The 24,091-nt window shown below is 55.2% G+C and carries 19 protein-coding genes; 3 read left to right on the top strand and 16 right to left on the bottom strand.

Going from position 1 to position 24,091, the window contains the following annotated elements; genetic code table 11:
* Window positions 1-138: 138 nt before the first annotated feature.
* The 8 genes from carB to ribF all read right to left on the bottom strand — a co-directional run bounded on the left by carB (window position 139) and on the right by ribF (window position 11,726).
* Window positions 139-3,366 (bottom strand): carbamoyl-phosphate synthase large subunit, encoded by a 3,228-nt coding sequence (gene carB, locus ACN1CO_RS12850; protein WP_419139264.1) that lies wholly within the window; start codon window positions 3,364-3,366, stop codon window positions 139-141.
* Window positions 3,367-3,380: 14 nt separating this feature from the next.
* Window positions 3,381-4,529 carry a glutamine-hydrolyzing carbamoyl-phosphate synthase small subunit gene (carA, locus tag ACN1CO_RS12845; RefSeq protein ID WP_419139263.1) on the bottom strand — a complete coding sequence of 383 codons (1,149 nt, stop codon included), beginning with the start codon at window positions 4,527-4,529 and terminating at the stop codon, window positions 3,381-3,383.
* Between the two features lie 469 nt (window positions 4,530-4,998).
* Window positions 4,999-5,814, bottom strand: a complete 816-nt coding sequence (dapB, locus tag ACN1CO_RS12840) for a 4-hydroxy-tetrahydrodipicolinate reductase (RefSeq protein WP_419139262.1) — start codon at window positions 5,812-5,814, stop codon at window positions 4,999-5,001.
* A 222-nt stretch (window positions 5,815-6,036) separates the two neighbouring features.
* Entirely contained in the window at window positions 6,037-6,990 is a 954-nt protein-coding gene (ispH, locus tag ACN1CO_RS12835; protein WP_419139261.1) for a 4-hydroxy-3-methylbut-2-enyl diphosphate reductase, read from the bottom strand.
* On the bottom strand, window positions 6,971-7,441 hold the full coding sequence (gene fkpB / locus ACN1CO_RS12830; RefSeq protein WP_315309466.1) for an FKBP-type peptidyl-prolyl cis-trans isomerase: 471 nt from the start codon (window positions 7,439-7,441) through the stop codon (window positions 6,971-6,973). Before fkpB ends, ispH begins: the two co-directional genes overlap by 20 nt.
* A 3-nt stretch (window positions 7,442-7,444) precedes the next feature.
* Entirely contained in the window at window positions 7,445-7,951 is a 507-nt protein-coding gene (lspA, locus tag ACN1CO_RS12825) for a signal peptidase II (RefSeq protein WP_090964192.1), read from the bottom strand.
* Window positions 7,951-10,767 carry an isoleucine--tRNA ligase gene (gene ileS / locus ACN1CO_RS12820; protein ID WP_419139260.1) on the bottom strand — a complete coding sequence of 939 codons (2,817 nt, stop codon included), beginning with the start codon at window positions 10,765-10,767 and terminating at the stop codon, window positions 7,951-7,953. The genes lspA and ileS overlap by 1 nt, the downstream gene beginning before the upstream one ends.
* A 29-nt stretch (window positions 10,768-10,796) precedes the next feature.
* Entirely contained in the window at window positions 10,797-11,726 is a 930-nt protein-coding gene (gene ribF, locus ACN1CO_RS12815) for a bifunctional riboflavin kinase/FAD synthetase (RefSeq protein WP_419139259.1), read from the bottom strand.
* A 306-nt stretch (window positions 11,727-12,032) separates the two neighbouring features.
* Between ribF and rpsT the strand changes: the two genes are divergently transcribed.
* Complete coding sequence (gene rpsT / locus ACN1CO_RS12810) at window positions 12,033-12,296, top strand: 30S ribosomal protein S20 (protein ID WP_008925553.1); 264 nt, start codon at window positions 12,033-12,035, stop codon at window positions 12,294-12,296.
* A 36-nt stretch (window positions 12,297-12,332) separates the two neighbouring features.
* Here the strand turns inward: rpsT and nhaR are convergent, their stop codons facing one another.
* From nhaR to dnaK, 4 genes are all read right to left on the bottom strand, one after another.
* Window positions 12,333-13,241, bottom strand: coding sequence for a transcriptional activator NhaR (nhaR, locus tag ACN1CO_RS12805; RefSeq protein WP_419139258.1), 909 nt, complete (start codon window positions 13,239-13,241; stop codon window positions 12,333-12,335).
* Between the two features lie 8 nt (window positions 13,242-13,249).
* Window positions 13,250-14,422, bottom strand: a complete 1,173-nt coding sequence (gene nhaA / locus ACN1CO_RS12800) for a Na+/H+ antiporter NhaA (RefSeq protein ID WP_419139257.1) — start codon at window positions 14,420-14,422, stop codon at window positions 13,250-13,252.
* Between the two features lie 165 nt (window positions 14,423-14,587).
* Window positions 14,588-15,733 carry a molecular chaperone DnaJ gene (gene dnaJ / locus ACN1CO_RS12795; RefSeq protein ID WP_419139256.1) on the bottom strand — a complete coding sequence of 382 codons (1,146 nt, stop codon included), beginning with the start codon at window positions 15,731-15,733 and terminating at the stop codon, window positions 14,588-14,590.
* Between the two features lie 104 nt (window positions 15,734-15,837).
* Window positions 15,838-17,748, bottom strand: a complete 1,911-nt coding sequence (dnaK, locus tag ACN1CO_RS12790; protein ID WP_419139255.1) for a molecular chaperone DnaK — start codon at window positions 17,746-17,748, stop codon at window positions 15,838-15,840.
* Between the two features lie 302 nt (window positions 17,749-18,050).
* Between dnaK and satP the strand changes: the two genes are divergently transcribed.
* Complete coding sequence (gene satP, locus ACN1CO_RS12785) at window positions 18,051-18,620, top strand: acetate uptake transporter (RefSeq protein ID WP_419139254.1); 570 nt, start codon at window positions 18,051-18,053, stop codon at window positions 18,618-18,620.
* A gap of 50 nt (window positions 18,621-18,670) precedes the next feature.
* Here the strand turns inward: satP and ACN1CO_RS12780 are convergent, their stop codons facing one another.
* The 3 genes from ACN1CO_RS12780 to tal all read right to left on the bottom strand — a co-directional run bounded on the left by ACN1CO_RS12780 (window position 18,671) and on the right by tal (window position 21,752).
* The gene (locus ACN1CO_RS12780) at window positions 18,671-19,978 is read right to left on the bottom strand and encodes an MFS transporter (protein WP_419139253.1); all 1,308 of its coding nucleotides are present in this window, start codon (window positions 19,976-19,978) and stop codon (window positions 18,671-18,673) included.
* Window positions 19,979-20,084: 106 nt separating this feature from the next.
* Window positions 20,085-20,672, bottom strand: coding sequence for a molybdopterin adenylyltransferase (gene mog / locus ACN1CO_RS12775; protein ID WP_419139252.1), 588 nt, complete (start codon window positions 20,670-20,672; stop codon window positions 20,085-20,087).
* A gap of 126 nt (window positions 20,673-20,798) precedes the next feature.
* Window positions 20,799-21,752 carry a transaldolase gene (gene tal, locus ACN1CO_RS12770; protein ID WP_013356716.1) on the bottom strand — a complete coding sequence of 318 codons (954 nt, stop codon included), beginning with the start codon at window positions 21,750-21,752 and terminating at the stop codon, window positions 20,799-20,801.
* A gap of 209 nt (window positions 21,753-21,961) precedes the next feature.
* Here tal and yaaA point away from each other — a divergent pair, with 209 nt between their 5' ends.
* Window positions 21,962-22,735, top strand: a complete 774-nt coding sequence (gene yaaA, locus ACN1CO_RS12765; protein WP_419139251.1) for a peroxide stress protein YaaA — start codon at window positions 21,962-21,964, stop codon at window positions 22,733-22,735.
* Between the two features lie 69 nt (window positions 22,736-22,804).
* Here yaaA and thrC read toward each other — a convergent pair whose 3' ends face one another.
* Entirely contained in the window at window positions 22,805-24,088 is a 1,284-nt protein-coding gene (gene thrC, locus ACN1CO_RS12760) for a threonine synthase (RefSeq protein ID WP_419139250.1), read from the bottom strand.
* Between the last annotated feature and the right edge of the window lie 3 nt (window positions 24,089-24,091).

Raw genomic sequence — 24,091 nt, 5'->3', positions numbered from 1 at the left:
CATAGCTAAAAAATTAAGCCAAATCAGTCACTTTAACGCAAACTCCAGCCTCTTCCTGGACCTGAATTTCGGATTATCGCCAATGAGAGGGCCAAAAAAAACGGCTCCCGAAGGAGCCGTTTTTCACATGACTTCGCCTTACATGGCCTTTATCTGAGCATGCATTTCCTGCACGGAGATTACCTGTTCCGTTGGGTCAGCATTCAGCGCCATCGCGGTGGCGAAGCCGCCGTTCAGCGTGGTGTCGTAGTGCACTTTATACTGCAGTGCGCTGCGGCGAATCAGTTTCGAATCTTCAATCGCCTGACGACCCGCCGTGGTATTAACGATATAGCTATACTCGCCATTCTTTAGACGGTCCTGAATGTGCGGACGACCTTCATGCACCTTGTTAACCAGGCGCGGATTAATGCCCGCTTCGCCCAGCACCACCGCCGTGCCATGAGTCGCATCCAGTTCGAAACCAAACTTCTGCAGCTTAGCGGCCAGGTCGACGATACGTTTCTTGTCGCCTTCACGCACCGACAGCAGCGCACGGCCCGACTTCTTCATGTTGCTTTGTGCGCCCAGCATCGCTTTGGAGAATGCCTCAGCGAACGTACGGCCCACGCCCATGACTTCACCGGTAGAGCGCATTTCCGGCCCCAGAATCGGGTCAACGCCCTGGAACTTGTTGAACGGCAGCACCACTTCTTTAACAGAGTAGTAAGGCGGAATCACCTCTTTAGTGACGCCCTGCTCTGCCAGCGTTTTACCTGCCATCACGCGCGCAGCCACTTTCGCCAGCGGTACACCGGTCGCCTTAGAGACGAATGGAACGGTACGCGCCGCACGTGGGTTCACTTCAATCAGGTAGACTTCGTTGTCTTTCACCGCGAACTGAACGTTCATCAGGCCGCGTACGTTCAGTTCGAACGCTAGCTTCTCAACCTGCTGGCGCATTACATTCTGAATGTCCTGATTCAGAGTGTAGGCCGGCAGTGAACAGGCGGAGTCACCGGAGTGCACGCCAGCCTGCTCGATGTGTTCCATGATGCCACCAATCAGCACCCGCTCACCGTCGCAAATCGCATCCACATCTACTTCAACCGCATCATCCAGGAAGCGATCCAGCAGTACTGGCGCATCGTTGGAAACCGAAACCGCGTTCTGGAAGTAGCGCTTCAGGTCGATCTCATCGTAGACGATCTCCATGGCACGGCCGCCAAGCACATAAGAAGGACGAACCACCAGCGGATAACCCAGGCCAGCCGCTTTCTCAACGGCCTGCTCCAGCGTAGCGACTGTGGCGTTAGCCGGTTGCTTCAGGTTCAGGCGATCAACCGCCTGCTGGAAACGTTCACGGTCTTCAGCACGGTCAATCGAGTCCGGGCTGGTGCCGATAACCGGTACGCCTGCGGCTTCAAGCGCACGCGCCAGTTTCAGCGGAGTCTGACCGCCATACTGCACGATCACGCCTTTTGGCTGCTCGATGCGCACAATCTCCAGCACATCTTCCAGCGTAACCGGCTCGAAGTAGAGGCGATCGGAGGTGTCGTAATCGGTCGAAACCGTTTCCGGGTTACAGTTGACCATAATGGTCTGATAACCATCTTCACGCAGCGCCAGAGCAGCGTGAACGCAGCAGTAGTCGAATTCGATACCCTGACCAATACGGTTAGGTCCGCCACCCAGAATCATGATTTTTTCGCGATCCTGACTTGGGTTAGCTTCGCACTCCTCTTCATACGTGGAGTACATGTAGGCAGTATCTGTCGCGAACTCTGCGGCACAGGTATCGACGCGCTTGTAGACCGGATGCAGATTAAACTGCTGACGCAGCTTGCGGATTTCGCTCTCTGCCACACCCGCCAGCGTCGCCAGCCGTGCATCGGCAAAGCCTTTGCGCTTCAGGGTGCGCAGGAAGGTCGCATCCAGGCTGTTCACGCCTTCGCGGGCCACCTGATCTTCCAGTTTCACCAGCTCTTCAATCTGCACCAGGAACCAGCGGTCCACATTGGTCAGATTGAATACGCCATCCACTGACATACCGGCACGGAATGCATCAGCGATGTACCAGATGCGGTCTGAACCGGCATCTTTCAGCTCGCGGCGGATGCGGGTTAACGCTTCCGGGTCGTCGAGGTGCACTTTCGGGTCGAAGCCGTTAGCGCCGACTTCCAGGCCGCGCAGCGCTTTCTGCATGGACTCCTGGAAAGTACGGCCAATCGCCATTACTTCACCGACTGATTTCATCTGCGTGGTCAGACGATCGTTGGCACCGGCAAATTTCTCGAAGTTGAAACGCGGGATCTTGGTAACGACGTAGTCGATGGACGGCTCGAACGAGGCTGGCGTCAAACCGCCGGTGATATCGTTCATCAGCTCGTCGAGGGTATAGCCGACCGCCAGTTTGGCCGCTACTTTAGCAATCGGGAAGCCGGTTGCTTTTGAGGCCAGCGCCGAGGAGCGCGACACACGTGGGTTCATCTCGATAACAATCAGACGGCCATCTTTCGGGTTAACCGAGAACTGCACGTTGGAGCCGCCGGTCTCAACACCGATTTCACGCAGTACCGCCAGCGAGGCGTTACGCATGATTTGGTATTCTTTGTCGGTCAGCGTCTGAGCAGGCGCTACCGTGATGGAGTCACCGGTGTGAATTCCCATCGCATCGAAGTTTTCAATTGAGCAGACGATGATGCAGTTGTCGTTTTTATCGCGCACCACTTCCATCTCATACTCTTTCCAGCCAATCAGCGACTCATCAATCAGCAGCTCATTGGTGGGTGAAAGGTCGAGACCACGCTCGCAAATCTCTTCAAACTCTTCGCGGTTATAGGCGATGCCGCCACCGGTTCCGCCCATCGTAAAGGAAGGACGGATAATGCACGGGAAGCCAACATCTTCTGCCACAGCCAGCGCTTCTTCCATGGTGTGCGCAATGCCAGAGCGTGCGGTATCCAGACCGATACTTTTCATCGCCACGTCGAAGCGACGACGATCTTCCGCTTTGTCGATCGCATCCGCGGTCGCGCCAATCATCGTGACGCCAAACTCTTCCAGCACGCCATGACGCTCCAGCTCCAGCGCACAGTTTAGCGCTGTCTGTCCGCCCATCGTTGGCAGTACCGCATCCGGGCGCTCTTTTTCGATGATTTTGCGCACCACTTCCCAGTGAATTGGCTCAATGTAGGTCGCATCGGCCATTTCCGGGTCGGTCATGATCGTCGCCGGGTTCGAGTTCACCAGAATGACGCGGTAACCCTCTTCACGCAGCGCTTTACACGCCTGCGCACCGGAATAGTCAAATTCGCAGGCCTGGCCGATCACAATCGGACCGGCACCAAGAATCAGGATGGATTTTAGGTCTGTACGTTTTGGCATGAATTAGCTCCTGATTACTTCGCTTGCAGACGGAATGCGTCAATCAATTCAATAAAGTGGTCAAACAGCGGCGCAGCATCACCCGGACCCGGGCTGGCTTCCGGGTGTCCCTGGAAGCTGAATGCTGGCTTGTCAGTGCGATGAATGCCCTGCACGGTTTTATCGAACAACGAAATGTGGGTGACACGCAGGTTCGCAGGCAGATTGTTCTCATCGACCGCAAAACCATGGTTCTGCGCGGTAATCATCACGCGGTTGTTTTCGAGATCTTTCACCGGATGGTTGCCACCGTGGTGACCGAGCTTCATCTTCACGGTCTTAGCCCCGCTGGCCAGCGCCAGCAGCTGATGACCCAGGCAGATACCAAATACCGGAATCTCTGTCTTCAGGAAGGACTGAATTGCGCTGATAGCGTAGTCGCACGGCTCCGGGTCACCGGGGCCGTTGGAGAGGAAAATGCCGTCCGGACTCAGCTTCAGAACCTCTTCGGCCGGCGTCTGTGCCGGAACCACCGTCAGACGACAGCCGCGATCGACCAGCATGCGCAGGATGTTGCGCTTAGCGCCGTAATCGTAAGCCACCACATGGTAAGGCAGCGACTCCGCAGAAGCCTGCTCTGGCAGACCCGCGTCCAGCGTCCAGCTGCCCTGCTGCCAGCAATAAGTCTCCGTGGTGCAGACCTCTTTCGCCAGATCCATTCCTTTCAGTCCCGGGAACGCCTGGGCTTTTTGCAGCGCCAGCGCGGCATCCGGATTGTCGCCGGCAATAATGCAGCCGTTCTGCGCCCCTTTTTCACGCAGCAGGCGCGTCAGCTTGCGGGTATCAATATCGGCAATCGCCACGATGTTGTTGCGCTGCAGGTAGGCGGATAAGCCCTCTTCGCTACGGAAGTTGCTGGCAATCAGCGGCAGATCACGAATCACCAGGCCCTGCGCATGAATCTGGCTGGATTCTTCGTCGGCGGCATTAGCACCGACATTACCGATATGGGGATAAGTGAGAGTGACGATTTGGCGGGAATAGGAAGGATCAGTGAGGATTTCTTGATAACCGGTCATTGAAGTGTTGAAAACGACTTCTCCCACTGCCGATCCTGTTGCCCCTATGGCCCGACCGTGGAATTGGGTTCCGTCTTCCAGAACCAGGATTGCTGACTTGATCAAAACATCCTCCAAGGAATAAAAAGTCAATATATCTGCATATTAATTCAAAATAGCCGCCTGAATCAATGCAAAAACCGCCTGAATTGTCGATTTTTGGCAAATTGCGCGCATTCTAATGATCGCCCTGGTCATTGTCTACCCTGTAGCAGGATTTTTTCATACTTATCTGCCTTCTGAGGAAAAAAACGGGTATGAGCGGCAAAAAGAGGGGAAAACTCGGCGGAATAATCGTTTGCCAGGCAGCGTAAAAACTAAATTAGCGCAACCGCCCTTTTATTTTTGACCAAATGGTCAAAAATAGCATCCAGCCGGGTAATAAAAGGAGGTAAATCGATAAAAATAAGAGTCAGAGCGGGATTTTTAATCAGGAAGCCTTTTTTCAGATAAAATTAAGGGCAATGAAAACATTGCCCCTTTTCAATCAAGATATTAACGATTGAAATAACCACATCACGATGGTTCACAACACTCACAACATCGACAAATCCAGCACATCCCGCATATCAAACAGGCCAGATTTCTTATCTTTCAGCCATAAAGCCGACTTAACCGCGCCATTTGCAAAGGTCATACGGCTCGACGCCTTGTGGGTAATCTCTACCCGCTCGCCGATATCTGCAAACATCGCCGTATGCTCACCCACGATATCACCCGCGCGTACCGTCGCAAAACCGATGGTCTGCGGCTGGCGTTCGCCGGTGTGGCCTTCACGCGTATAGACCGCATGCTCATCCAGTTTCCATTGCATGGCGTCGGCTATCGCCTCACCCATCGCCAGCGCGGTGCCAGACGGCGCATCGACTTTATGGCGGTGGTGGGCTTCGACGATCTCAATATCCGCGTACTCACCCATCACTTTGGCAGCCTTCTCGAGCAGCTTCAGCACCAGGTTAACCCCTACGCTGAAGTTAGCGGCGAACACAATGGCGATCTCTTTCGCCGCTGCGCGAATGGCCGCTTTGCCTGCCTCATCAAAACCAGTGGTGCCAATCACCATCGCTTTGCTGTACTCACGGCAGATTGCCATATACTCCAGCGTGCCTTCCGGCCGGGTGAAGTCGATCAGCACATCAAAGTCGTTGATCACCGCACGTAAATCGTCTGCGATGAGGATGCCATTCTTCCCAATGCCCGCTAATTCACCAGCGTCGCTGCCGGTCAGCGATGAGCCTGGACGGGCCAGTGCCGCACCCAGTTCAACGCCTGCTGCCTGCTGCGTCGCCTGAATCAGATTACGGCCCATTCGGCCCGGCGCGCCCACAATAGCAATGCGGATAGTGTTCATATTTATTCATTCCTAAAACAAAACTATGCATCCAAAGCGTCATCAGGTTAACGATGAGTTAACAGTCACGCCACTATTAATCCGTGATAATAAGAATTTTATGCCAGCCGCCCGTGATTATCAGTAAAAGCAATCATCGCAGCAAACCACAGCGTTTCTGGCAGACTACAAAAACAAAAAAGGCCGAACAGAGTCGGCCTTTTTACCAGTCATATCGAAGAGTTACTGCACGTTTCGTACTTCGACGCGCAGCTCTTTAGGCACTTCGAAGACAATATTCTCTTCACGGCCAATCAGCTCAATCGCCGCTTCGCCGCCCAGCTCACGCAGACGCTGGATCACCTGCTGCACCAGAATATCGGGAGCTGAGGCACCTGCGGTAACGCCAATGCAGGCCACGCCTTTTACCCACTCTTCCTGAATATCATCCGCAGAGTCGATCAGCTTCGCCAGTTTACCGGCGCGCTGTGCCAGCTCGGCCAGACGGTTGGAGTTGGAGGAGTTCTTCGAACCGACCACCAGCACCACTTCCGCCTCTTTCGCCAGGGTTCGAACGGCTTCCTGACGGTTGGTGGTGGCGTAGCAGATATCATCTTTACGCGGCCCGATGATCGCCGGGAAACGCTGACGCAGGGCATCAATGATGTCAGAGGTGTCATCCACCGACAGTGTGGTCTGCGTCATGAAGCTCAGATTGTTTTCGTCTTTGACGGTCAGCCTGAAGACATCTTCCGGTGACTCCACCAGATACATGCCACCATTAGGGTTATTGTACTGCCCCATGGTGCCTTCAACTTCCGGATGCCCCGCATGACCAATCAGTATCGCTTCCACGCCCTTACGGCTGGCGCGCGCCACTTCCATATGTACTTTGGTCACCAGCGGACAGGTAGCATCGAACAACATAGTCAGATTGCGTGCTTTGGCTTCGGCACGTACGGCCTGTGAAACGCCGTGCGCGGAGAAGATCAGAATCGCGTTATCCGGCACTTCGCTGATCTCTTCAATGAAGATAGCGCCGCGCTCACGCAGGCTGTTCACCACGTAGCGGTTATGCACCACTTCGTGACGAACGTAGATGGGCGCGCCATACATCTCCAGCGCGCGCTCAACAATACTGATGGCGCGATCAACGCCAGCGCAGAAACCGCGCGGATTAGCTAACAGGATTTGCATCGTTCGCCTCCAGTGCCGGATCGATTTCCAGCACCTCTACATCAAACTGAATACGACGACCTGCCAGCGGATGGTTGAAATCCACGGTGATCGAGTCACCGGAGACTTCACGGATCACGCCTGGCATTTCACTGCCGCCCATGCCGCTGAACAGCATGATGGCGCCCACTTCAGGTTCGCCTGCATCGATAAAGTCCCGACGCGAGAAATACTGAATCAGGTCAGGGCTGACGCCGCCAAAGGCGTCTTCCGGTTCGAGGGTGAACTGTTTAGTTTCACCCGCTTTCAGCCCCAGCAGTGCCTCCTCAAGTGCCGCAGAGAGGCTGCCATCACCGAGACGGAACAGCGCGGGCTTGCCGTTTGCACGGGTCGATTCCGCCGTCGAGCCATCTTCCAGCTTCAGCGTAAAATGCACCAACACCGCGCTTTCGCGCTGTACGGACTCAGTCATCACTTACCCTTTCTGTTTAGCCTGTTTGCCGTTCGGGCTGAAAAAGCCCTCCAGCACCACCAGTGCCGCACCAATACAGATGCCGCAGTCAGCGATATTAAATGTAGCGAAGTGCCAGTTACCGACATAGAAATCGATAAAATCGACCACAAAGCCATGGTATGAGCGATCGAACAGATTGCCGATCGCGCCGCCAATGATCAGAGCATAGGCGATGTTAGCCATCTTCTGACTGGCGTGATTGCGATACATCATCACCATCAGTGAGATGACGATAGCCAGAGCAATACCGGCAAAGAACCAGCGCTGCCAGCCGCCTTTGTCTGCCAGGAAACTGAACGCCGCGCCATAGTTGTGGGCGTAGAACAGATTCAGATAAGGCATCAGCGGCTGGGTTTCATGCAGCATCATGTTGTTCATCACCCACTGCTTACTGGCGAAGTCGACAACAATCACCACCAGCACCAGCCACAGCCAGCGCAATCCGGTTGATAAAATAGGTTTACGCATCAGGCAAATTCACGCTGTTCGCCGTCACCGGCTACGTTAGTGTAACAACGACCACAGACCTCAGCATGCTCAGGATTCTGTCCGACGTCGGTAGTGTAATGCCAGCAGCGCTGACATTTCTCGCCTTCCGCCTTGTGCAGCGCGATTTTCAGACCTTTCAGCCCTTCACTCTGCTGCGCTTCGTCGTTCGCCAGGGCGTAATCCGCCACCTGTGCGCCAGAGGTCAGCAGCACAAAGCGCAGTTCATTGCCCAGCGCCTGCAGTTTTGCGGCCAGCTCCGGATCGGCATACAGCGTGACCGTCGCTTCCAGTGCGCCACCGATGCGTTTATCCGCACGCGCCTGCTCGATCACCTTGTTCACTTCGCCACGCACTTTCAGCAGCTCAGCCCAGTAGGCGTCATTCAGCGCTTCATCTTCTGCCAGGCCAAACAGACCCTGATACCACTCTTCGGTGAAGACATACTGCGCACGTTCACCTGGCAGGTAGCCCCAGATCTCATCCGCGGTAAAGGACATGATCGGTGCCATCCAGCGCACCAGCGCTTCGACGATATGCCACAGCGCGGTCTGGCAGCTGCGACGTGCCAGGCCATCGCCTTTCGCGGTGTACTGACGATCCTTGATGATGTCGAGATAGAAGCTGCCCATCTCAATCGAGCAGAACTGCATCAGACGCTGGATCACTTCGTGGAAATCGTAATTCTCGTAAGAGGCAACAATATCGGCCTGTGCTGCCTGTGCGCGACCTACTGCCCAGCGATCCACTACGACCATCTCTTCCGGTTTCACCAGATCGGTGGCCGGGTTGAAGCCGCTGAGGTTAGCCAGCAGGAAGCGTGCGGTGTTACGGATACGGCGATAGGCATCGGCCGAGCGCTTGAGGATCTCATCAGAGACCGCCATTTCACCCGAGTAGTCGGTTGAGGCCACCCACAGACGCAGAATATCGGCGCCCAGTTTGTTCATCACATCCTGCGGTGCGACCGTGTTGCCGATCGATTTCGACATCTTGCGGCCCTGACCATCCACGGTGAAACCGTGCGTCAGTACCTGACGATAAGGCGCTTTGCCCTTCATCGCCGTGGAGATCATCAGCGAGGACATAAACCAGCCGCGATGCTGATCGGATCCTTCCAGATAGAGGTCAGGTGCATGTCCGCCAAATTCAGGACGCGCATCAACCACGGAATAGCTTGTTGAACCGGAGTCAAACCAGACATCCAGCGTATCCGGCACTTTAACGTAATGATCGGCGTCGTCGCCCATCAGTTCGCGCGGGTCGAGATCCCACCAGGCCTGAATGCCTTCCTGCTCAACGCGCTGCGCCACTTTCTCCATCAGCGCCAGCGTGTCCGGGTGCAGCTCTTCGCTCTCTTTATGAACAAACAGCGCCATCGGCACGCCCCAGGTACGCTGACGGGAGATGCACCAGTCAGGACGGTTCGCCACCATGGATTCGATACGCGCCTGGCCCCAGTCCGGGATCCACTGCACGCCTTTGATCTCTTTCAGCGACTGCGCACGCAATCCTTTCTGATCCATGCTGATGAACCATTGCGGCGTAGCACGGAAGATGATCGGCGTTTTATGACGCCAGCAGTGCGGGTAGCTGTGCAGCAGTTTCTCAACGTGCAGCAGCGCGCCTTTCTCTTTCAGCAGCTCAACGATCATGTCGTTGGCTTTAAAGACGTTGACCCCATCCAGCGTCGGATAAGTGCCTGGCAGATAGGTACCATCCGGTCCGACCGGGTTAGCGGTTTCGATGCCATATTTCTGGCCGATGACATAGTCATCCGGACCGTGGCCTGGTGCGGTGTGAACAGCACCGGTACCCGCGTCCAGCGTCACGTGATCGCCCAGCACTACCAGCGACTCCAGCGCCAGGAACGGATGCTGGAACTTCTGCAACTCCAGCGCAGCGCCCTGACATTCACCCAGTACCTGCCATTCGCTGACACCGGCACGCTTCATGACGCTTTCCACCAGCTCTTTCGCCAGGATCAGGGCGCGGCCCTCGATCTGGATCAGCTGATACTCAAATTCTGGATGCAGGGAGATGGCGCGGTTAGCCGGTAATGTCCACGGCGTCGTCGTCCAGATGACCAGTGAGATCGGGCCATTGACCTGTGATACGCCAAATGCCTGACGCACCGCGTCGGCATCGATGGCATTGAACATCACATCAATCGACGGAGAGGTTTTGTCGTAATACTCGACTTCCGCTTCTGCCAGAGCAGAACGGCAATCCAGGCACCAGTGCACTGGCTTCGCGCCTTTATGCAGGTGGCCGTTGCCGATGATTTTACCCAGCGCACGAATGATGTTGGCTTCGGTGCCGAAGTCCATGGTCAGGTAAGGACGATCCCAGTCGCCCAGCACGCCCAGACGGATAAAGTCCGCCTTCTGGCCTTCAACCTGTTCAGCAGCGTATTTGCGGCATGCTGCGCGGAATTCAGCAGCGCTGACTTTCTCGCCTGGCTTGCCGATCATCTGCTCAACTTTGTGTTCGATTGGCAGACCGTGACAGTCCCAGCCCGGCACATATGGCGAGTCATAACCCGCCATGCCTTTCGACTTAACGATAATGTCTTTCAGAATCTTGTTAACGGAGTGACCAATATGAATGCTGCCGTTCGCATACGGAGGGCCATCATGCAGGATAAAGGTTTTTTTCCCTTTTTTGGCTTCGCGGATGATGCCGTACAGGTTGTCGGCATACCAGCGTTGCAACATTCCCGGTTCGCGTTTGGCCAGATCGCCACGCATCGGGAATCCCGTTTCCGGCAAATTCAGGGTAGATTTATAGTCACTCATCAGATTCTCGATTCCGTTTTTCGCTCAGGTTAAAGCAGCCCGAAGAACTGCCGGGCCGTTACCACATCGTTCGCAATTTGTTCTTTCAACGCCTCCAGTGAGGCAAAGCGCTGCTCGTTTCGTATTTTCTGTTTCAGCACCACATCAATGTGACGACCATAGAGATCCATATTGATGTCGAGCAGGTGAACTTCAAGCTGCTGGCGTAAACCTTTTACGGTCGGGCGGGTGCCGATATTGGCGACACCTGGCAGTGGCTCGGGCGTCAGACCCTGTACTTCCACTGCATAAACCCCTTTCACCGGCGTGACGCTGCGGCGTAAAGGAAGGTTCGCAGTGGGGAAACCCAGCGTGCGTCCCAGTGCATCACCGTGCACGACGCGGCCGGAAATAGTGAAAGGATGACCTAACAGCGACTGCGCCAGCGCTAAATCATCTGCAGCCAGCGCCTGACGCACGGCGGTACTACTGATTCGCTTACCGCCATCACAGAAGGTTTCGGTGCTGACGACCTCAAAGCCATACTCCGCACCGGCTTTCTGTAATAACAGGAAATCCCCCTGGCGACCAGCGCCGAAGCGGAAATCATCGCCTACCGCAAGGTACTTTACGTCCAGCTTGTCGACTAACAGGTCACTGATAAAACGCTGGGCGGACAAGGCCGCAAAGCGACGGTCAAACCGCACGCACAGCACTTTATCGACACCCGCTTCCGCCATGTATCGCAGCTTTTCACGGAGGCGTGTCAGGCGAGCCGGGGCTTTATCACCGGCAAACAGCTCCAGCGGCTGTGGCTCAAACACCATGACCACGACCGGCAGATTACGCTTACGCCCCTCTTCACACAGACGCGACATCAGCGCCTGATGCCCACGGTGCACGCCATCGAAATTACCAATGGTCAGAACGCAGCCGCGATGCTGCTCGTTAAGATTATGAATACCGCGGATAAACTTCATGGCTGGCCCAAACCGGTGGAAATCGGCGGATTATACCCTTGAAAGCGACTCAGGTTAACCCGTCAGCACGCCTTTCATGCTTTAGGCGCTGCATTTCCTGTTGCAGATGCGCATGTTAAGAATTTTGTCGCGAAATACTGTATTCAGCGAGGGGAAGCTGGTAGAATCTTGCGCCATCAAATACGTAACCGAGTGCCGCTCTTAGGGCGACGCTTATTTGCACAAATCCATTGACAAAATCAGGTTAGAAGGGCATAGTCCTCGGCCTTTGATTTGTCTCTATAGAACACATTTGGGAGTTGGACCTTGGCTAATATCAAATCAGCTAAGAAACGCGCCGTAACATCTGAGAAACGCCGTAAGCATAACGCTAGCCGCCGCTCAATGATGCGTACCTTCGTTAAGAAAGTATACGCGGCGATCGCTTCAGGCGACAAAGCTGCTGCGCAGAACGCATTCAATGAAATGCAACCACTCGTGGATCGTCAGGCCGCTAAAGGTCTGATCCACAAAAACAAAGCTGCACGTTATAAATCTAACCTGACTGCACAGATCAACAAACTGGCTTAATCGCCTGTTGTTAATCGCTTTGTTGAAAAAGCCGGCTTACGCCGGTTTTTTTTCGTCTGTACTCTGGCGGGGAAAGAGTCCGCTGAAGTCTGCGTGACAGAGACGCTGCACCGCCGGATGCTGAATCATCCGCTCTGCGAAGAGGATGTGATATTCCTCTGACACCGCATCAAGCCGCCCGACTTCATAGATGCCCGCCTGCTGACTCATCTCCAGCGCAGGCGAGACAAAAATCGCCTTCTGCCGCGCACCAAACGCCTTCATCAGTGCCGCATCATCAAACTCACCGAGAATCTCCACGTGCAATCCCTGGGCCGTGATCCAGTTGAGGATTTTGCGTCCCAGCATGGAGCGGCGTCCCGGAATCAGCAGAGGTCGCATCTCCAGACAGGCCGGAAAAGAGCGTTCGGTGAGCGGCTGGGTGGACCAGAAACTGATCGGACACTCCCCCAGCTTCACCGAAAACAACCCTTCCTGTTGGGTGGGATCGATGGAGCAGTCAGAAATAATCATATCCAGCTTATGCTGACTGAGCTGCTCCAGCAGCATCTCGTGGGTCGATTCAAAACAGCGCAGGTGAATCTTCTCCTCTGCCACCACCGCGGTTTCCAGCACCTTGCTGACCAGTTTCTTAGAGAGCGCATCTGCCACGCCGACATCCAGCAGCAGATGGGACTCTTTGCGGTAGTTAACGATATCCAGCATCTCCTGACCCAGCATAAACATGCGATCTGCGTAGCGGAACACCAGCTGCCCCAGTTCAGTGGGCACCAGACCCCTTCCCTGACGCCGGAACAGCTTGCCCTGCAGGCGCTCCTCGAGCGCCTTAATCTGCCCGGTAATCGTCTGCGGCGTCAGTGAGAGGGCCTCTGCGGCCGCCGTAATGGATCCCGCACGGCAGGCGTGCCAGAAATAGTAGAGATGATTGTAATTAATATGCGCCATAAGATGCTCTACGCCGGACGCTGTTTCAGACGCCAGCCAAGAATGACATAGCCCAGCACCGCCGACAGAATCGAGCCTGACAGAATCCCCAGCTTCGCCAGCGTCATCAGTTCAGCGCTGATGTCGCCATAGGCCAGCGAGGCGATAAATATCGACATGGTGAAGCCAATGCCGCACAGCACGCCCACTGCCGCGATATCTTTGATATCGGTATTTTCCGGCAGCTTCGCTAAGCCGGTTTTGTCTGCCAGCCAGCAGAACAGCGTGATGCCAAGAGGCTTACCAATCAGCAGCCCGGCGATGATGCCCAGCGGCAGCAGCGAGAACAGGCTGCCAAACGAGACACCCGTCAGCGACACTCCCGCATTGGCAAAGGCAAACAGCGGCAGAATGACCCAGCGCACCCAGGGATGGAGCGCATGCTCAAGATGGATCGCCGGAGAGTGCCCCTCTTTCTTCGCCAGCGGGATCAGGAAGCCGACTACCACGCCCGCCAGCGTCGCATGAACTCCGGACTTCAGCACGGCCACCCACAGCACCAGCCCCACCAGCAGATAGAGACCGGTGTTTCGCACGTTGAGCAGGTTCATCAGCGCCAGCACGGCAATAGCAGCAGCGGCAACGCCCAGCGAAGCCATCGAAAGATGGTGAGTGTAAAACAGGGCGATAATCACGATGGCGCCGAGATCGTCGATGATCGCCAGTGCCATCAGGAAAATCTTCAGCGCGGGCGGCACGCGACTGCCCAGCAGCGCCAGAATCCCCAGCGCGAAGGCGATATCGGTGGCGGTCGGGATCGCCCAGCCGCTACGGGTGCCCGGATCGGCACCGTTAAACAGCAGAAAGATGAGCGCCGGGGCCATCATGCCACCCAGCGCCGCAATCAGCGGGAACAGCGCCTGTTCACGCTTAGCCAGCGCGCCCATCACCAGTTCGCGTTTGACCTCCAGCCCCACCATCAGGAAGAACAGCGCCATCAGCGCATCGTTTATCCACAGCAGCAGGTCTTTACTGATATCGAGACTGCCAAAGCGGAATTCCACCGGAATTGCCAGCAGATCGCGATAGCCCTGTTGCGTTGCGCCGCTATTGGCCAGCAACATCGCCAGTGCGGCAGCAATAATCAGCACCACACCGCCGGTAGCGTCGCTTTCAAGGAGTTTTTTCAGTCTGATGTTCACACGCGTTATCCTTTTCCAGAGGTCAATCAAAGTGCTTAAGAGTAACGGGAATGACAGCTCGAAAAAAACAGTTTATTTAGCGGGGATCGTTCGGAAATAACGAAGCGTTGATCGCAGGCAAAAAAAAAGCCAGCGGCTGAGCGCTGGCTTTTTGAGAAGATGAACTTAACGGGTTAAGTCATCAAAGAATTTTTTCACGCCGTCGAAGAAGCTCTTGGAGCGCGGGCTGTTATGCTCGCCGCTTGGGCCGCCAAAACTCTCTTCCAGTTCACGCAACAGCGCTTTCTGTTTTTCATTCAGGCTGACCGGTGTTTCCACCACGACGCGACACAACAGGTCGCCGACCGCGCCGCCACGTACCGATTTGACGCCACGTCCGCGCATGCGGAACAGCTTGCCAGTCTGCGTTTCTGACGGCACTTTCAGCTTCACGCGACCATCCAGTGTCGGCACTTCAATCTCACCGCCCAGCGCCGCCATCGCAAAGTTGATCGGCACTTCACAGTAGAGATTGTTCTCTTCACGCTCGAAGATCGGGTGTTTCTTAACCGATACCTGAACGTAGAGATCGCCAGCCGGTGCGCCCTGCTCGCCCGCTTCGCCTTCGCCACTCAGACGAATGCGATCGCCAGTGTCGACCCCTGCAGGGATTTTCACTGACAGCGTCTTCGACTTCTCAACGCGGCCATGACCATGACAGGCGTTGCACGGATCTTTAATTACCGAGCCACGACCATGACAGGTCGGACAGGCCTGCTGTACGGTGAAGAAGCCCTGGCGCATCTGCACCTGGCCTGCACCGTGACAGGTTGAACAGGTTTGTGGCTGCGTTCCCGCTTTCGCGCCGCTGCCGTGGCAGACATCACACTCTTCCAGCGTTGGAATGCGGATCTCTTTGGTCACGCCGCGTACCGCTTCTTCCAGCGACAGCTCCATGTTGTAGCGTAAATCGGCGCCACGGGATGCGCGCTGACGGCGTCCACCACCAAAGATGTCACCGAACACGTCGCCAAAGATATCGCTGAATTCTGCACCGCCGCCACCAAAGCCGCCGCCGCCGAATCCACCGCCACCCATGCCGCCCTGTTCAAAGGCTGCATGACCATACTGATCGTAAGCTGCACGCTTTTGCGCATCGGTCAGGATTTCGTACGCTTCCTTGACCTCTTTGAATTTAGCTTCGGCATCTTTATCACCGGGATTACGGTCCGGGTGAAATTTCATTGCCAGGCGTTTGTAGGCCTTTTTGATTTCACGCTCGTCCGCGGATTTGGCGACGCCTAAAATCTCGTAGTAATCACTCTTCGCCATGTTTATTTAGCCCTTAACATGATCGCACGGGCGTGGAGAGATCTCCTACGCCCGTGCTGGTTTCAACGGCTGTCAGGTCAACCGTCGCGCCCGGTCAGGGGCAATTATTTCTTGTTGTCTTTCACTTCTTCGAATTCAGCATCGACAACGTCGTCATCTTTCTTCGCTGACGCGTCACCGGCATCCGCTGCACCCGCCTGAGACTGCTGTGCTGCTTCCATCAGTTTGCCGGACACTTCCATCAGCGCCTGCATTTTGGCGTCGATTTCAGCTTTGTCTTCGCCTCTCAGCGCAGTTTCCAGCGCGGCCAGAGCGGCTTCGATTGGCGCTTTATCATCCGCTGACAGTTTGTCGCCTGCTTCATCCAGCTGCTTACGCGTGCTGTGGGCAATCTGATCACCCTGGTTACGCGTCTGTACCAGCTCTTCGAACTTGCGGTCAGACTCAGCGTTCGCTTCCGCATCACGCACCATTTTCTGGATCTCTTCATCGCTCAGACCTGAAGAGGCTTTGATGGTGATCTTCTGCTCTTTACCGCTGTTCTTGTCTTTCGCAGACACGTGCAGGATACCATCCGCATCGATGTCGAAGGTCACTTCGATCTGCGGCAGACCGCGTGGCGCGTTCTGGATACCGTCGAGGTTGAACTGGCCCAGTGACTTGTTGTCATTGGCACGCTTACGCTCACCCTGCAGCACGTGAATGGTCACAGCTGACTGGTTATCTTCAGCCGTCGAGAAGACCTGGCTGTGCTTGGTTGGGATAGTGGTGTTCTTGGTGATCAGCGAAGTCATCACGCCACCCATGGTTTCGATACCCAGTGACAGCGGGGTAACGTCCAGCAGCAGCACGTCTTTCACGTCGCCACCCAGTACACCACCCTGAACCGCAGCACCGACAGCAACCGCTTCGTCCGGGTTCACGTCTTTACGTGGCTCTTTACCGAAGAACTCAGTGACTTTGGCCTGAACCAGTGGCATACGCGTCTGACCACCAACCAGGATAACGTCATTGATGTCTGAAACAGACAGACCCGCATCCTGCAGCGCAACTTTCAGAGGCGCGATTGAGCGTGCAACCAGATCTTCAACCAGTGACTCCAGTTTAGAGCGGGTCACTTTGATGTTCAGGTGCTTAGGACCGGTCGCATCTGCCGTGATGTATGGCAGGTTAACGTCGGTCTGCTGTGCAGAAGAAAGTTCGATTTTCGCTTTCTCTGCCGCTTCTTTCAGACGCTGCATTGCCAGTGGATCGTTGTGCAGATCGATGCCCTGGTCTTTCTTGAATTCAGCAACCAGATAGTTAATCAGGCGGCTATCGAAGTCTTCACCACCCAGGTGGGTATCACCGTTGGTCGCCAGAACTTCAAAGGTTTTTTCGCCGTCAACTTCGTCGATCTCAATGATTGAGATATCGAAGGTACCGCCACCCAGGTCATAAACCGCGATGGTGCGGTTGCCCTGGCCTTTATCCAGACCGTATGCCAGTGCAGCAGCAGTCGGTTCGTTAATGATACGTTTGACTTCCAGACCTGCGATACGGCCGGCATCTTTGGTCGCCTGACGCTGCGCATCGTTGAAGTAGGCCGGTACGGTAATAACCGCTTCAGTCACTGGCTCACCGAGGAAATCTTCGGCGGTCTTTTTCATTTTCTTCAGCACTTCAGCAGAGATCTGCGGCGGTGCCATTCTCTGGCCTTTCACTTCCAGCCATGCGTCGCCGTTGTCAGCACCGGTGATTTTGTACGGCATGATTTTAATATCACGCTGTACTTCTTCGTCCTGGAAGCGACGACCGATCAGACGCTTGATTGCGAACAGGGTATTCTGCGGGTTGGTCACTGCCTGACGTTTAGCCGGTTGACCGACCAGAATTTCGCCATCCTGTGTATACGCAATAATTGAAGGCGTGGTGCGATCGCCCTCGGCATTTTCCAGCACGCGTGCTTTAGTGCCATCCATGATCGCAACACAAGAGTTGGTTGTACCCAGGTCAATACCAATAATCTTACCCATCTAAACATCTCCCACTTAAATTCGTTGCCAATTTGGGTTGTGAACCTTTTATGTGGGCGGGTTGTTTGCATTCAACTGCCAGCACATGCTTTTTTTCCAACGTTCACAACGCTCGATGACAAGTAAATGGGGCCGCTTCGATGCGCATCAAGGGCTAAACCAAAAAAAAATTTTTAACTCTGGCCCTGTCGTGATCAAAGAACGCGGCCACAACGCTGAATATGATGCGTCGCCTTGTTCCACTCAGGGAACAAGCGGGAATCCGTTTATTCCATCAACGATCATCTTACTGCCGAGGAACTATGGCAAATTCAACGCTGGCTAACCCTGCCCCGCTGGGCTTAATGGGATTTGGCATGACAACCATTCTGCTGAACCTCCACAACACAGGCCTGTTTGGCATGGACGTGGCGATTTTAGCGATGGGGATTTTTTATGGCGGGATCGCACAGGTGCTGGCCGGTCTGCTGGAGTTCAAAAAGAACAACACCTTTGGGCTGACCGCCTTTACCTCTTATGGCATGTTCTGGTTAAGCTTTGTGGCGATCCTGCTGTTACCGGGAATGGGTCTGGCGAAAGCACCTGACGAACGCTTCCTGGGCGCCTGGCTGGCACTGTGGGGCATCTTCACGCTGTTTATGTTTATTGGCACGCTGAAAGGTGCGCGGATGCTTCAGTTTGTGTTCGGCTCGCTCACGCTGCTGTTTCTGCTGCTGGCCGTGGCGCATCTCATGCACCTGCCTGCGCTGGTTGTCTCTGCGGGCTGGGTCGGGATCATTTGTGGTGCCAGCGCCTGCTATCTGGCGATGGGTGAAGTGCTGAACGAAACCTTTGGCCGCACCCTTCTGCCGATTGGCGCGAAAGCGCTTTAAGCCTGCCTTTGCGCATAAAAAAACGCGGAGCCAGGCTCCGCGTCATCCTCTTACAACGACTTAATCCCCTGATTCAGTCCCGGCTCGTGGCTGACATCACGCCGCAGCCAGATCCCCGTCAGCAATCCCACCACCGCCAGCGCCATCACATACCAGCACGGTGCCATCACTGAGACATTCATCAGCAGCGACACAAAAATCGGTGTCAGTCCGCCAAAGATTGCGTAGGAAAGATTGTAGGAGAACGAGAGTCCGGTAAAACGCACCTCTGCCGGAAAGGCGCGCACCATCACAAACGGCACCACACCTACGATACCAACGCTGAGTCCCGCCATGCCATAAAGCAGGAAGAGCTGCTGCGGATAGAGGACGCTCAGGTGATAAAACTGCCAGCTACAGATCGCCAGCAGCAGGCTGCCGACACACAGGGTACGACTGGCACCAAACCGATCGGCAGCGAGTCCGGCAATAATGCAGCCGATGCAAAGCATCACGGTGGCGATACTGTTGGCCTGCAGGGTCAGGGCGGGCGCGATGCCCTGCTGCTTCTGCAGCCAGACCGGCGACATCAGGATCACCACGACGATGCAGGCGGAGAGCAGCCAGGTCAGCAGCATAGAGATCACAATCGACTTTTTATGTTCCGCCAGCACGGTTTTCAGCGGCAGGGTTTCAGCCAGCGCTTTACGCTGCTGCATCTCAATAAAGACCGGGGTTTCATGCAGCCAGCGGCGCAGGAACATCGCAATCAGCCCAAAGACGCCGCCAAGGAAGAAAGGAATACGCCAGCCGCCGTCATGAATAGCCTGCTGCGACATCGAGGTATTGATCAGCGTCGCCACCAGCGACCCCAGTAAAATGCCGATAGTCAGCCCGGCCGTCAGCGTGCCACAGGCGATGCCGATACGTTTGTAAGGCACGTGCTCCGCGACAAACACCCAGGCGCCCGGCACTTCGCCGCCTATCGCCGCGCCCTGTAACATCCGCATCAGCAGCATCAGCAGTGGCGCTGCAATACCAATCGTCTGCCAGGTCGGCAGAGCGCCCATCATCAGGGTCGGCAGCGCCATCAGCAGAATGCTCAGGCTGAACATCTTTTTGCGTCCGAGTTTGTCGCCAAAATGCGCCATCACGATGCCGCCCAGCGGACGTGCCAGGTAGCCTGCGGCAAAAATGGCAAACGTCTGCAGCTGACGCAGCCATTCCGGAATATCTGAGGGGAAGAAGAGTTCGCCAATCACGGTGGCGAAGAAGACAAAGATGATGAAGTCGTAAAATTCCAGCGCGCCGCCCAGCGCGGCCAGCGCCAGGGTTTTGTAATCCTTACCGGTCAGACGCTGTGTATGAGTCGGATTCATAATATTCCAGAGGCAAAAGAGACAAGGTTGTAAAGTTACCCTTACTATATCGTCAATCTTTTGCCACACCAGCAAGGCTATAGCTTATGCCTGAAATGGGGAATATTTAGTTATTTATCTCACGTATCGCGCTTTTAGGCCGAAATGCTGCTACCACATCGGCATGCGTTTCGACGTAAGGTCCTTCCAGTAACTGTAAACAATAAGGTACAGAGGCGAAGATACCGTGAACTTTTACCTTGCCCTGCTCATCCTTCAGCCCTTCCAGCGTCTCTTTGATCGACTTCGGCTGACCGGGCAGATTGAGGATCAGCGACTGTTTGCGGATCACCCCAACCTGACGCGACAGAATCGCGGTCGGCACGAACTGCAGGCTGATCTGGCGCATCTGCTCGCCAAAGCCAGGCATCTCCCGATCGGCAACCGCTAAGGTGGCGTCGGGCGTGACATCGCGTCGGGCCGGACCGGTGCCGCCGGTGGTTAACACCAGATGGCAAAAACGTTCATCGACCAGCTCGCAGATTGCGTGCTCAATCATCGGCTGCTCGTCGGGCACCAGCCGGGACTCAATCTCAAATGGGCTGCTGATTGCGCGACTCAGCCAGCTCTCCAGCGCGGGAATCCCCTCATCCTGGTAGATGCCGTTCGCGGCGCGATCGGAGACCGAGATCAGCCCAATGCGTAATGTATTCATGATTAGCTTCGCTGTGATTTACCGCGGTGCGGTGGAGTAAAAAGGGGAATAGCAGAGAGGATAATATAAAGTGAAAGGGTCGGAAAAGGGAAAACCGTGGCAGCCTGCGCCGCCACGGTCAGCCGATTACAGCAGTTCTGCCAGCATCTTCTCAAGTTTGCCCTGATCAACGGCAAAATTGCGGATACCTTCTGCCAGCTTCGCAACCGCCATTGGATCCTGGTTGTGCTGCCACAGGAACTCAGACTCGGTCATGCGGGCCGGACGCGCTTTAACTTCGCCGCTGTAGCTCAGTTTACGCTCCAGGGTGCCTTCGCTCTCTGCCAGCTCTTTCAGCAGCGCAGGAGAAATGGTCAAACGGTCACAGCCAGCCAGCTCGATGATTTCGCCGACGTTACGGAAGCTCGCGCCCATCACCACAGTTTCATAGCCGTGCTGCTTGTAGTAGTTGTAGATTTCAGAAACAGAAACCACACCTGGATCTTCGTGTGCGGCATACTCTTTCTTATCGGTGTTGGCTTTGTACCAGTCGAGGATACGGCCAACAAACGGAGAGATCAGGAACACGCCCGCTTCGGCACAGGCACGCGCCTGAGCAAAGGAGAACAGCAGGGTCAGGTTACAGTTGATACCCTCTTTTTCCAGCTGCTCTGCAGCACGGATGCCCTGCCAGGTAGAGGCCAGTTTGATCAGGATGCGGTCATTGCTGATACCGGCATCATTGTAGAGTTTGATCAGGCTACGGGCTTTAGCGATGCTGCCTTCAGTGTCGTAAGAGAGACGTGCATCGACTTCAGTCGAGATACGGCCTGGGATCAGTTTCAGAATTTCCAGACCAATGTTCACGGCCAGCTTGTCAGAAACCAGCTGCAGCTGCTCTTCTTTGTTGCTGCTCTGCTCACGCGCCCAGCCGATCGCTTCATCGATCAGTTTACGGTATTCAGGGATTTGTGCGGCGTTGAGAATCAGAGAAGGGTTGGTGGTGGCGTCTTGCGGCTGATACAGCTTCATGGCTGCGATATCACCGGTGTCGGCAACTACGGTAGTGAGCTGACGCAGGGAGGTAAGTTTGTCCGTCATGTTCTTTTCTCTTAGTTAACTGTCAGTGTGAAAAAAGGCTGTTGCGATAATATCACGCGGCAACGGTGGCGCAAGGTCAGGGAATGCCGTTTACGATAGCGCGAACAAATAGGTGTGATTCGTCATTCTTTCCGGCTTTTTTGGTACACTGCGTAGCCTGATAAGCTGCCAATACCCTGTTAAACCAGGCATTAACCGAGGAAGCAACTATGTTGATGGTGATCTCTCCCGCCAAGACGCTGGATTATGAAAGCCCGCTGGCGACAACGCGTTTCACCCAGCCTGCGCTGTTAGAAAAGTCACAACAGCTGATTAAGATTGCGCGCGATTTGTCACCCGCCAGCATCGCCTCGTTAATGGGCATCAGCGACAAACTGGCGCACCTCAATGCCGATCGCTTTAACAGCTGGCACCCCGATTTCTCACCGCAGAATGCCCGTCAGGCTATCCTGGCGTTTAAAGGTGATGTCTACACCGGTCTGCAGGCTGAAACTTTCAGCGATCAGGATTTCGATTTTGCTCAGCAGCATCTGCGCATGTTGTCAGGCCTGTATGGCGTGTTACGTCCGCTCGATCTGATGCAGCCTTACCGGCTGGAGATGGGCATTCGTCTGGCGAATCAGGCGGGCAAAGATCTCTACACCTTCTGGGGCGATCTGATCACTGAAACGCTGAATGCCGCGCTGGCAGAACAGGGTGATGAGGTGCTGATCAACCTCGCCTCGGACGAATATTTCAGATCGGTGAAGCCGAAGAAGTTGCAGGCACAGCTAATTAAGCTGGTATTCCTCGATGAGAAGAACGGCAGCTATAAAGTGATTAGCTTCTATGCCAAAAAGGCGCGTGGATTGATGAGTCGCTATGTGATTCAGCAGCGCCTGACAAAGCCGGAACAGCTTAAGGCGTTTGATGTGGATGGCTATCGTTTTGATGGAGCCAGCAGCAGCGAGAGCGAACTGGTGTTTAAGCGCGCGGAGCAGTAACGCCCCCGCACGCTCTGTGCTTCTCACATCACAAACAGGCTTCCCGCAACCGGGAAGCCTTTCTCAGCCCTACTTCAGCAGGAACGCCCGCAATGAGGCGAAGTCACCCTTCATCTGATGCGACAGCAGCGGCAGATCGGCACGCTCCGCTAACTCCGGCGGCAGCGTCAGGGTCTGCTCAAGAATCGCTTCCACGCTTTCGCGGAATTTCGCCGGATGCGCGGTTCCGAGGAACACACCATACTCCCCTTCCTGCAGCTGATCGCGCAGCAGACGCCAGGCGATGGCAGCATGTGGCTCGGAAACATAGCCAATCTCTGCCAGTTCACGCATTGCGGCGCGTGTGGTCTCATCAGTGACGGCGCCACAGGCGAGATCGGTTAAGCGCCAGGTTTTACGACGGAACAGCTCTTCCACACGTGGCCAGTTATTAGGCTGGCTGACATCCATGGCGTTCGACAGCGTAGAAACCGTCTGGTTAGGCTGCCACTCGCCGTTACCGAGGAAGCGCGGCACCGTATCGTTCGCGTTGGTGGCGGCAATAAAGCGTTTAATCGGCAGGCCCAGCGATTTCGCCAGCAGACCCGCCGTCAAATCACCAAAGTTGCCGCTCGGCACAGAGACCACCAGCTGATTACGTTTTTCCTGCGGTAGCTGCGCCACCGCTTCGAAGTAGTAGCAGATCTGCGCCAGCAGGCGGCTGATGTTGATGGAGTTAGCCGAGTTCAGGCCAATCGTCTTTTTCAGCTCTTCATCATCAAATGCCTGTTTGACCAGCGACTGGCAGGCATCGAAATCGCCGTCGATAGCGATGGTTTCGATGTTCCCGCCCAGGGTACAGAAGAGTTTTTCCTGCAGCGGACTGATTTTGCCTTGCGGATAGAGGATTACCACGCGCACGTTCTTCATGCCGTAGAAAGCATGCGCCACGGCTGCGCCGGTATCACCGGAGGTCGCGGTCAGAATCGTAATCTGTTCATCTGAGCCTGAGACATACGACAGCATCTGCGCCATAAAACGGCCGCCGAAATCTTTAAACGCCAGCGTCGGGCCGTGGAACAGCTCCAGACAGGCGATATCTTCGCTGACGGCTTTCACCGGAGCCGGGAAGGCAAAAGCGGCTTTAACACGCTCATGCAGCTGCTGGGCCGGAATCTCGTCACCAATAAAAGCCGAGAGAATTTTGCTGCTGCGGCTGACAAAATCCATCTCCAGCATCGCATCGATGTCGGTCAGTTCAAACTCTGGCAGTTCCAGCGGAAAGAACAGACCCTGCTGTGATCCCAGACCCTGTTTCACCGCCTGGGCGAAGCTGACCTGCTCGTTGTGATCCTTAAGATTGTAGAGTTTCATGCG

It is taken from the genome of Pantoea sp. R13S299, assembly GCF_048515925.1.
In the GTDB taxonomy this organism is placed as follows: domain Bacteria; phylum Pseudomonadota; class Gammaproteobacteria; order Enterobacterales; family Enterobacteriaceae; genus Pantoea.
This window is presented reverse-complemented; position numbering and strand designations above follow the sequence as displayed.

Excerpts from the sequence above, each read along its gene's own strand:
- mog (WP_419139252.1), bottom strand. The coding sequence starts at position 20,672 with ATGAATACATTACGCATTGGGCTGATCTCGGTCTCCGATCGCGCCGCG.
- ileS (WP_419139260.1), bottom strand. The coding sequence starts at position 10,767 with ATGAGTGACTATAAATCTACCCTGAATTTGCCGGAAACGGGATTCCCG.
- thrC (WP_419139250.1), bottom strand. The coding sequence starts at position 24,088 with ATGAAACTCTACAATCTTAAGGATCACAACGAGCAGGTCAGCTTCGCC.
- dapB (WP_419139262.1), bottom strand. The coding sequence starts at position 5,814 with ATGAACACTATCCGCATTGCTATTGTGGGCGCGCCGGGCCGAATGGGC.
- ribF (WP_419139259.1), bottom strand. The coding sequence starts at position 11,726 with ATGAAGTTTATCCGCGGTATTCATAATCTTAACGAGCAGCATCGCGGC.
- dnaJ (WP_419139256.1), bottom strand. The coding sequence starts at position 15,733 with ATGGCGAAGAGTGATTACTACGAGATTTTAGGCGTCGCCAAATCCGCG.
- nhaR (WP_419139258.1), bottom strand. The coding sequence starts at position 13,241 with ATGGCGCATATTAATTACAATCATCTCTACTATTTCTGGCACGCCTGC.
- ACN1CO_RS12780 (WP_419139253.1), bottom strand. The coding sequence starts at position 19,978 with ATGAATCCGACTCATACACAGCGTCTGACCGGTAAGGATTACAAAACC.
- tal (WP_013356716.1), bottom strand. The coding sequence starts at position 21,752 with ATGACGGACAAACTTACCTCCCTGCGTCAGCTCACTACCGTAGTTGCC.
- ispH (WP_419139261.1), bottom strand. The coding sequence starts at position 6,990 with ATGCAAATCCTGTTAGCTAATCCGCGCGGTTTCTGCGCTGGCGTTGAT.
- yaaA (WP_419139251.1), top strand. The coding sequence starts at position 21,962 with ATGTTGATGGTGATCTCTCCCGCCAAGACGCTGGATTATGAAAGCCCG.
- satP (WP_419139254.1), top strand. The coding sequence starts at position 18,051 with ATGGCAAATTCAACGCTGGCTAACCCTGCCCCGCTGGGCTTAATGGGA.
- dnaK (WP_419139255.1), bottom strand. The coding sequence starts at position 17,748 with ATGGGTAAGATTATTGGTATTGACCTGGGTACAACCAACTCTTGTGTT.
- carB (WP_419139264.1), bottom strand. The coding sequence starts at position 3,366 with ATGCCAAAACGTACAGACCTAAAATCCATCCTGATTCTTGGTGCCGGT.
- fkpB (WP_315309466.1), bottom strand. The coding sequence starts at position 7,441 with ATGACTGAGTCCGTACAGCGCGAAAGCGCGGTGTTGGTGCATTTTACG.
- lspA (WP_090964192.1), bottom strand. The coding sequence starts at position 7,951 with ATGCGTAAACCTATTTTATCAACCGGATTGCGCTGGCTGTGGCTGGTG.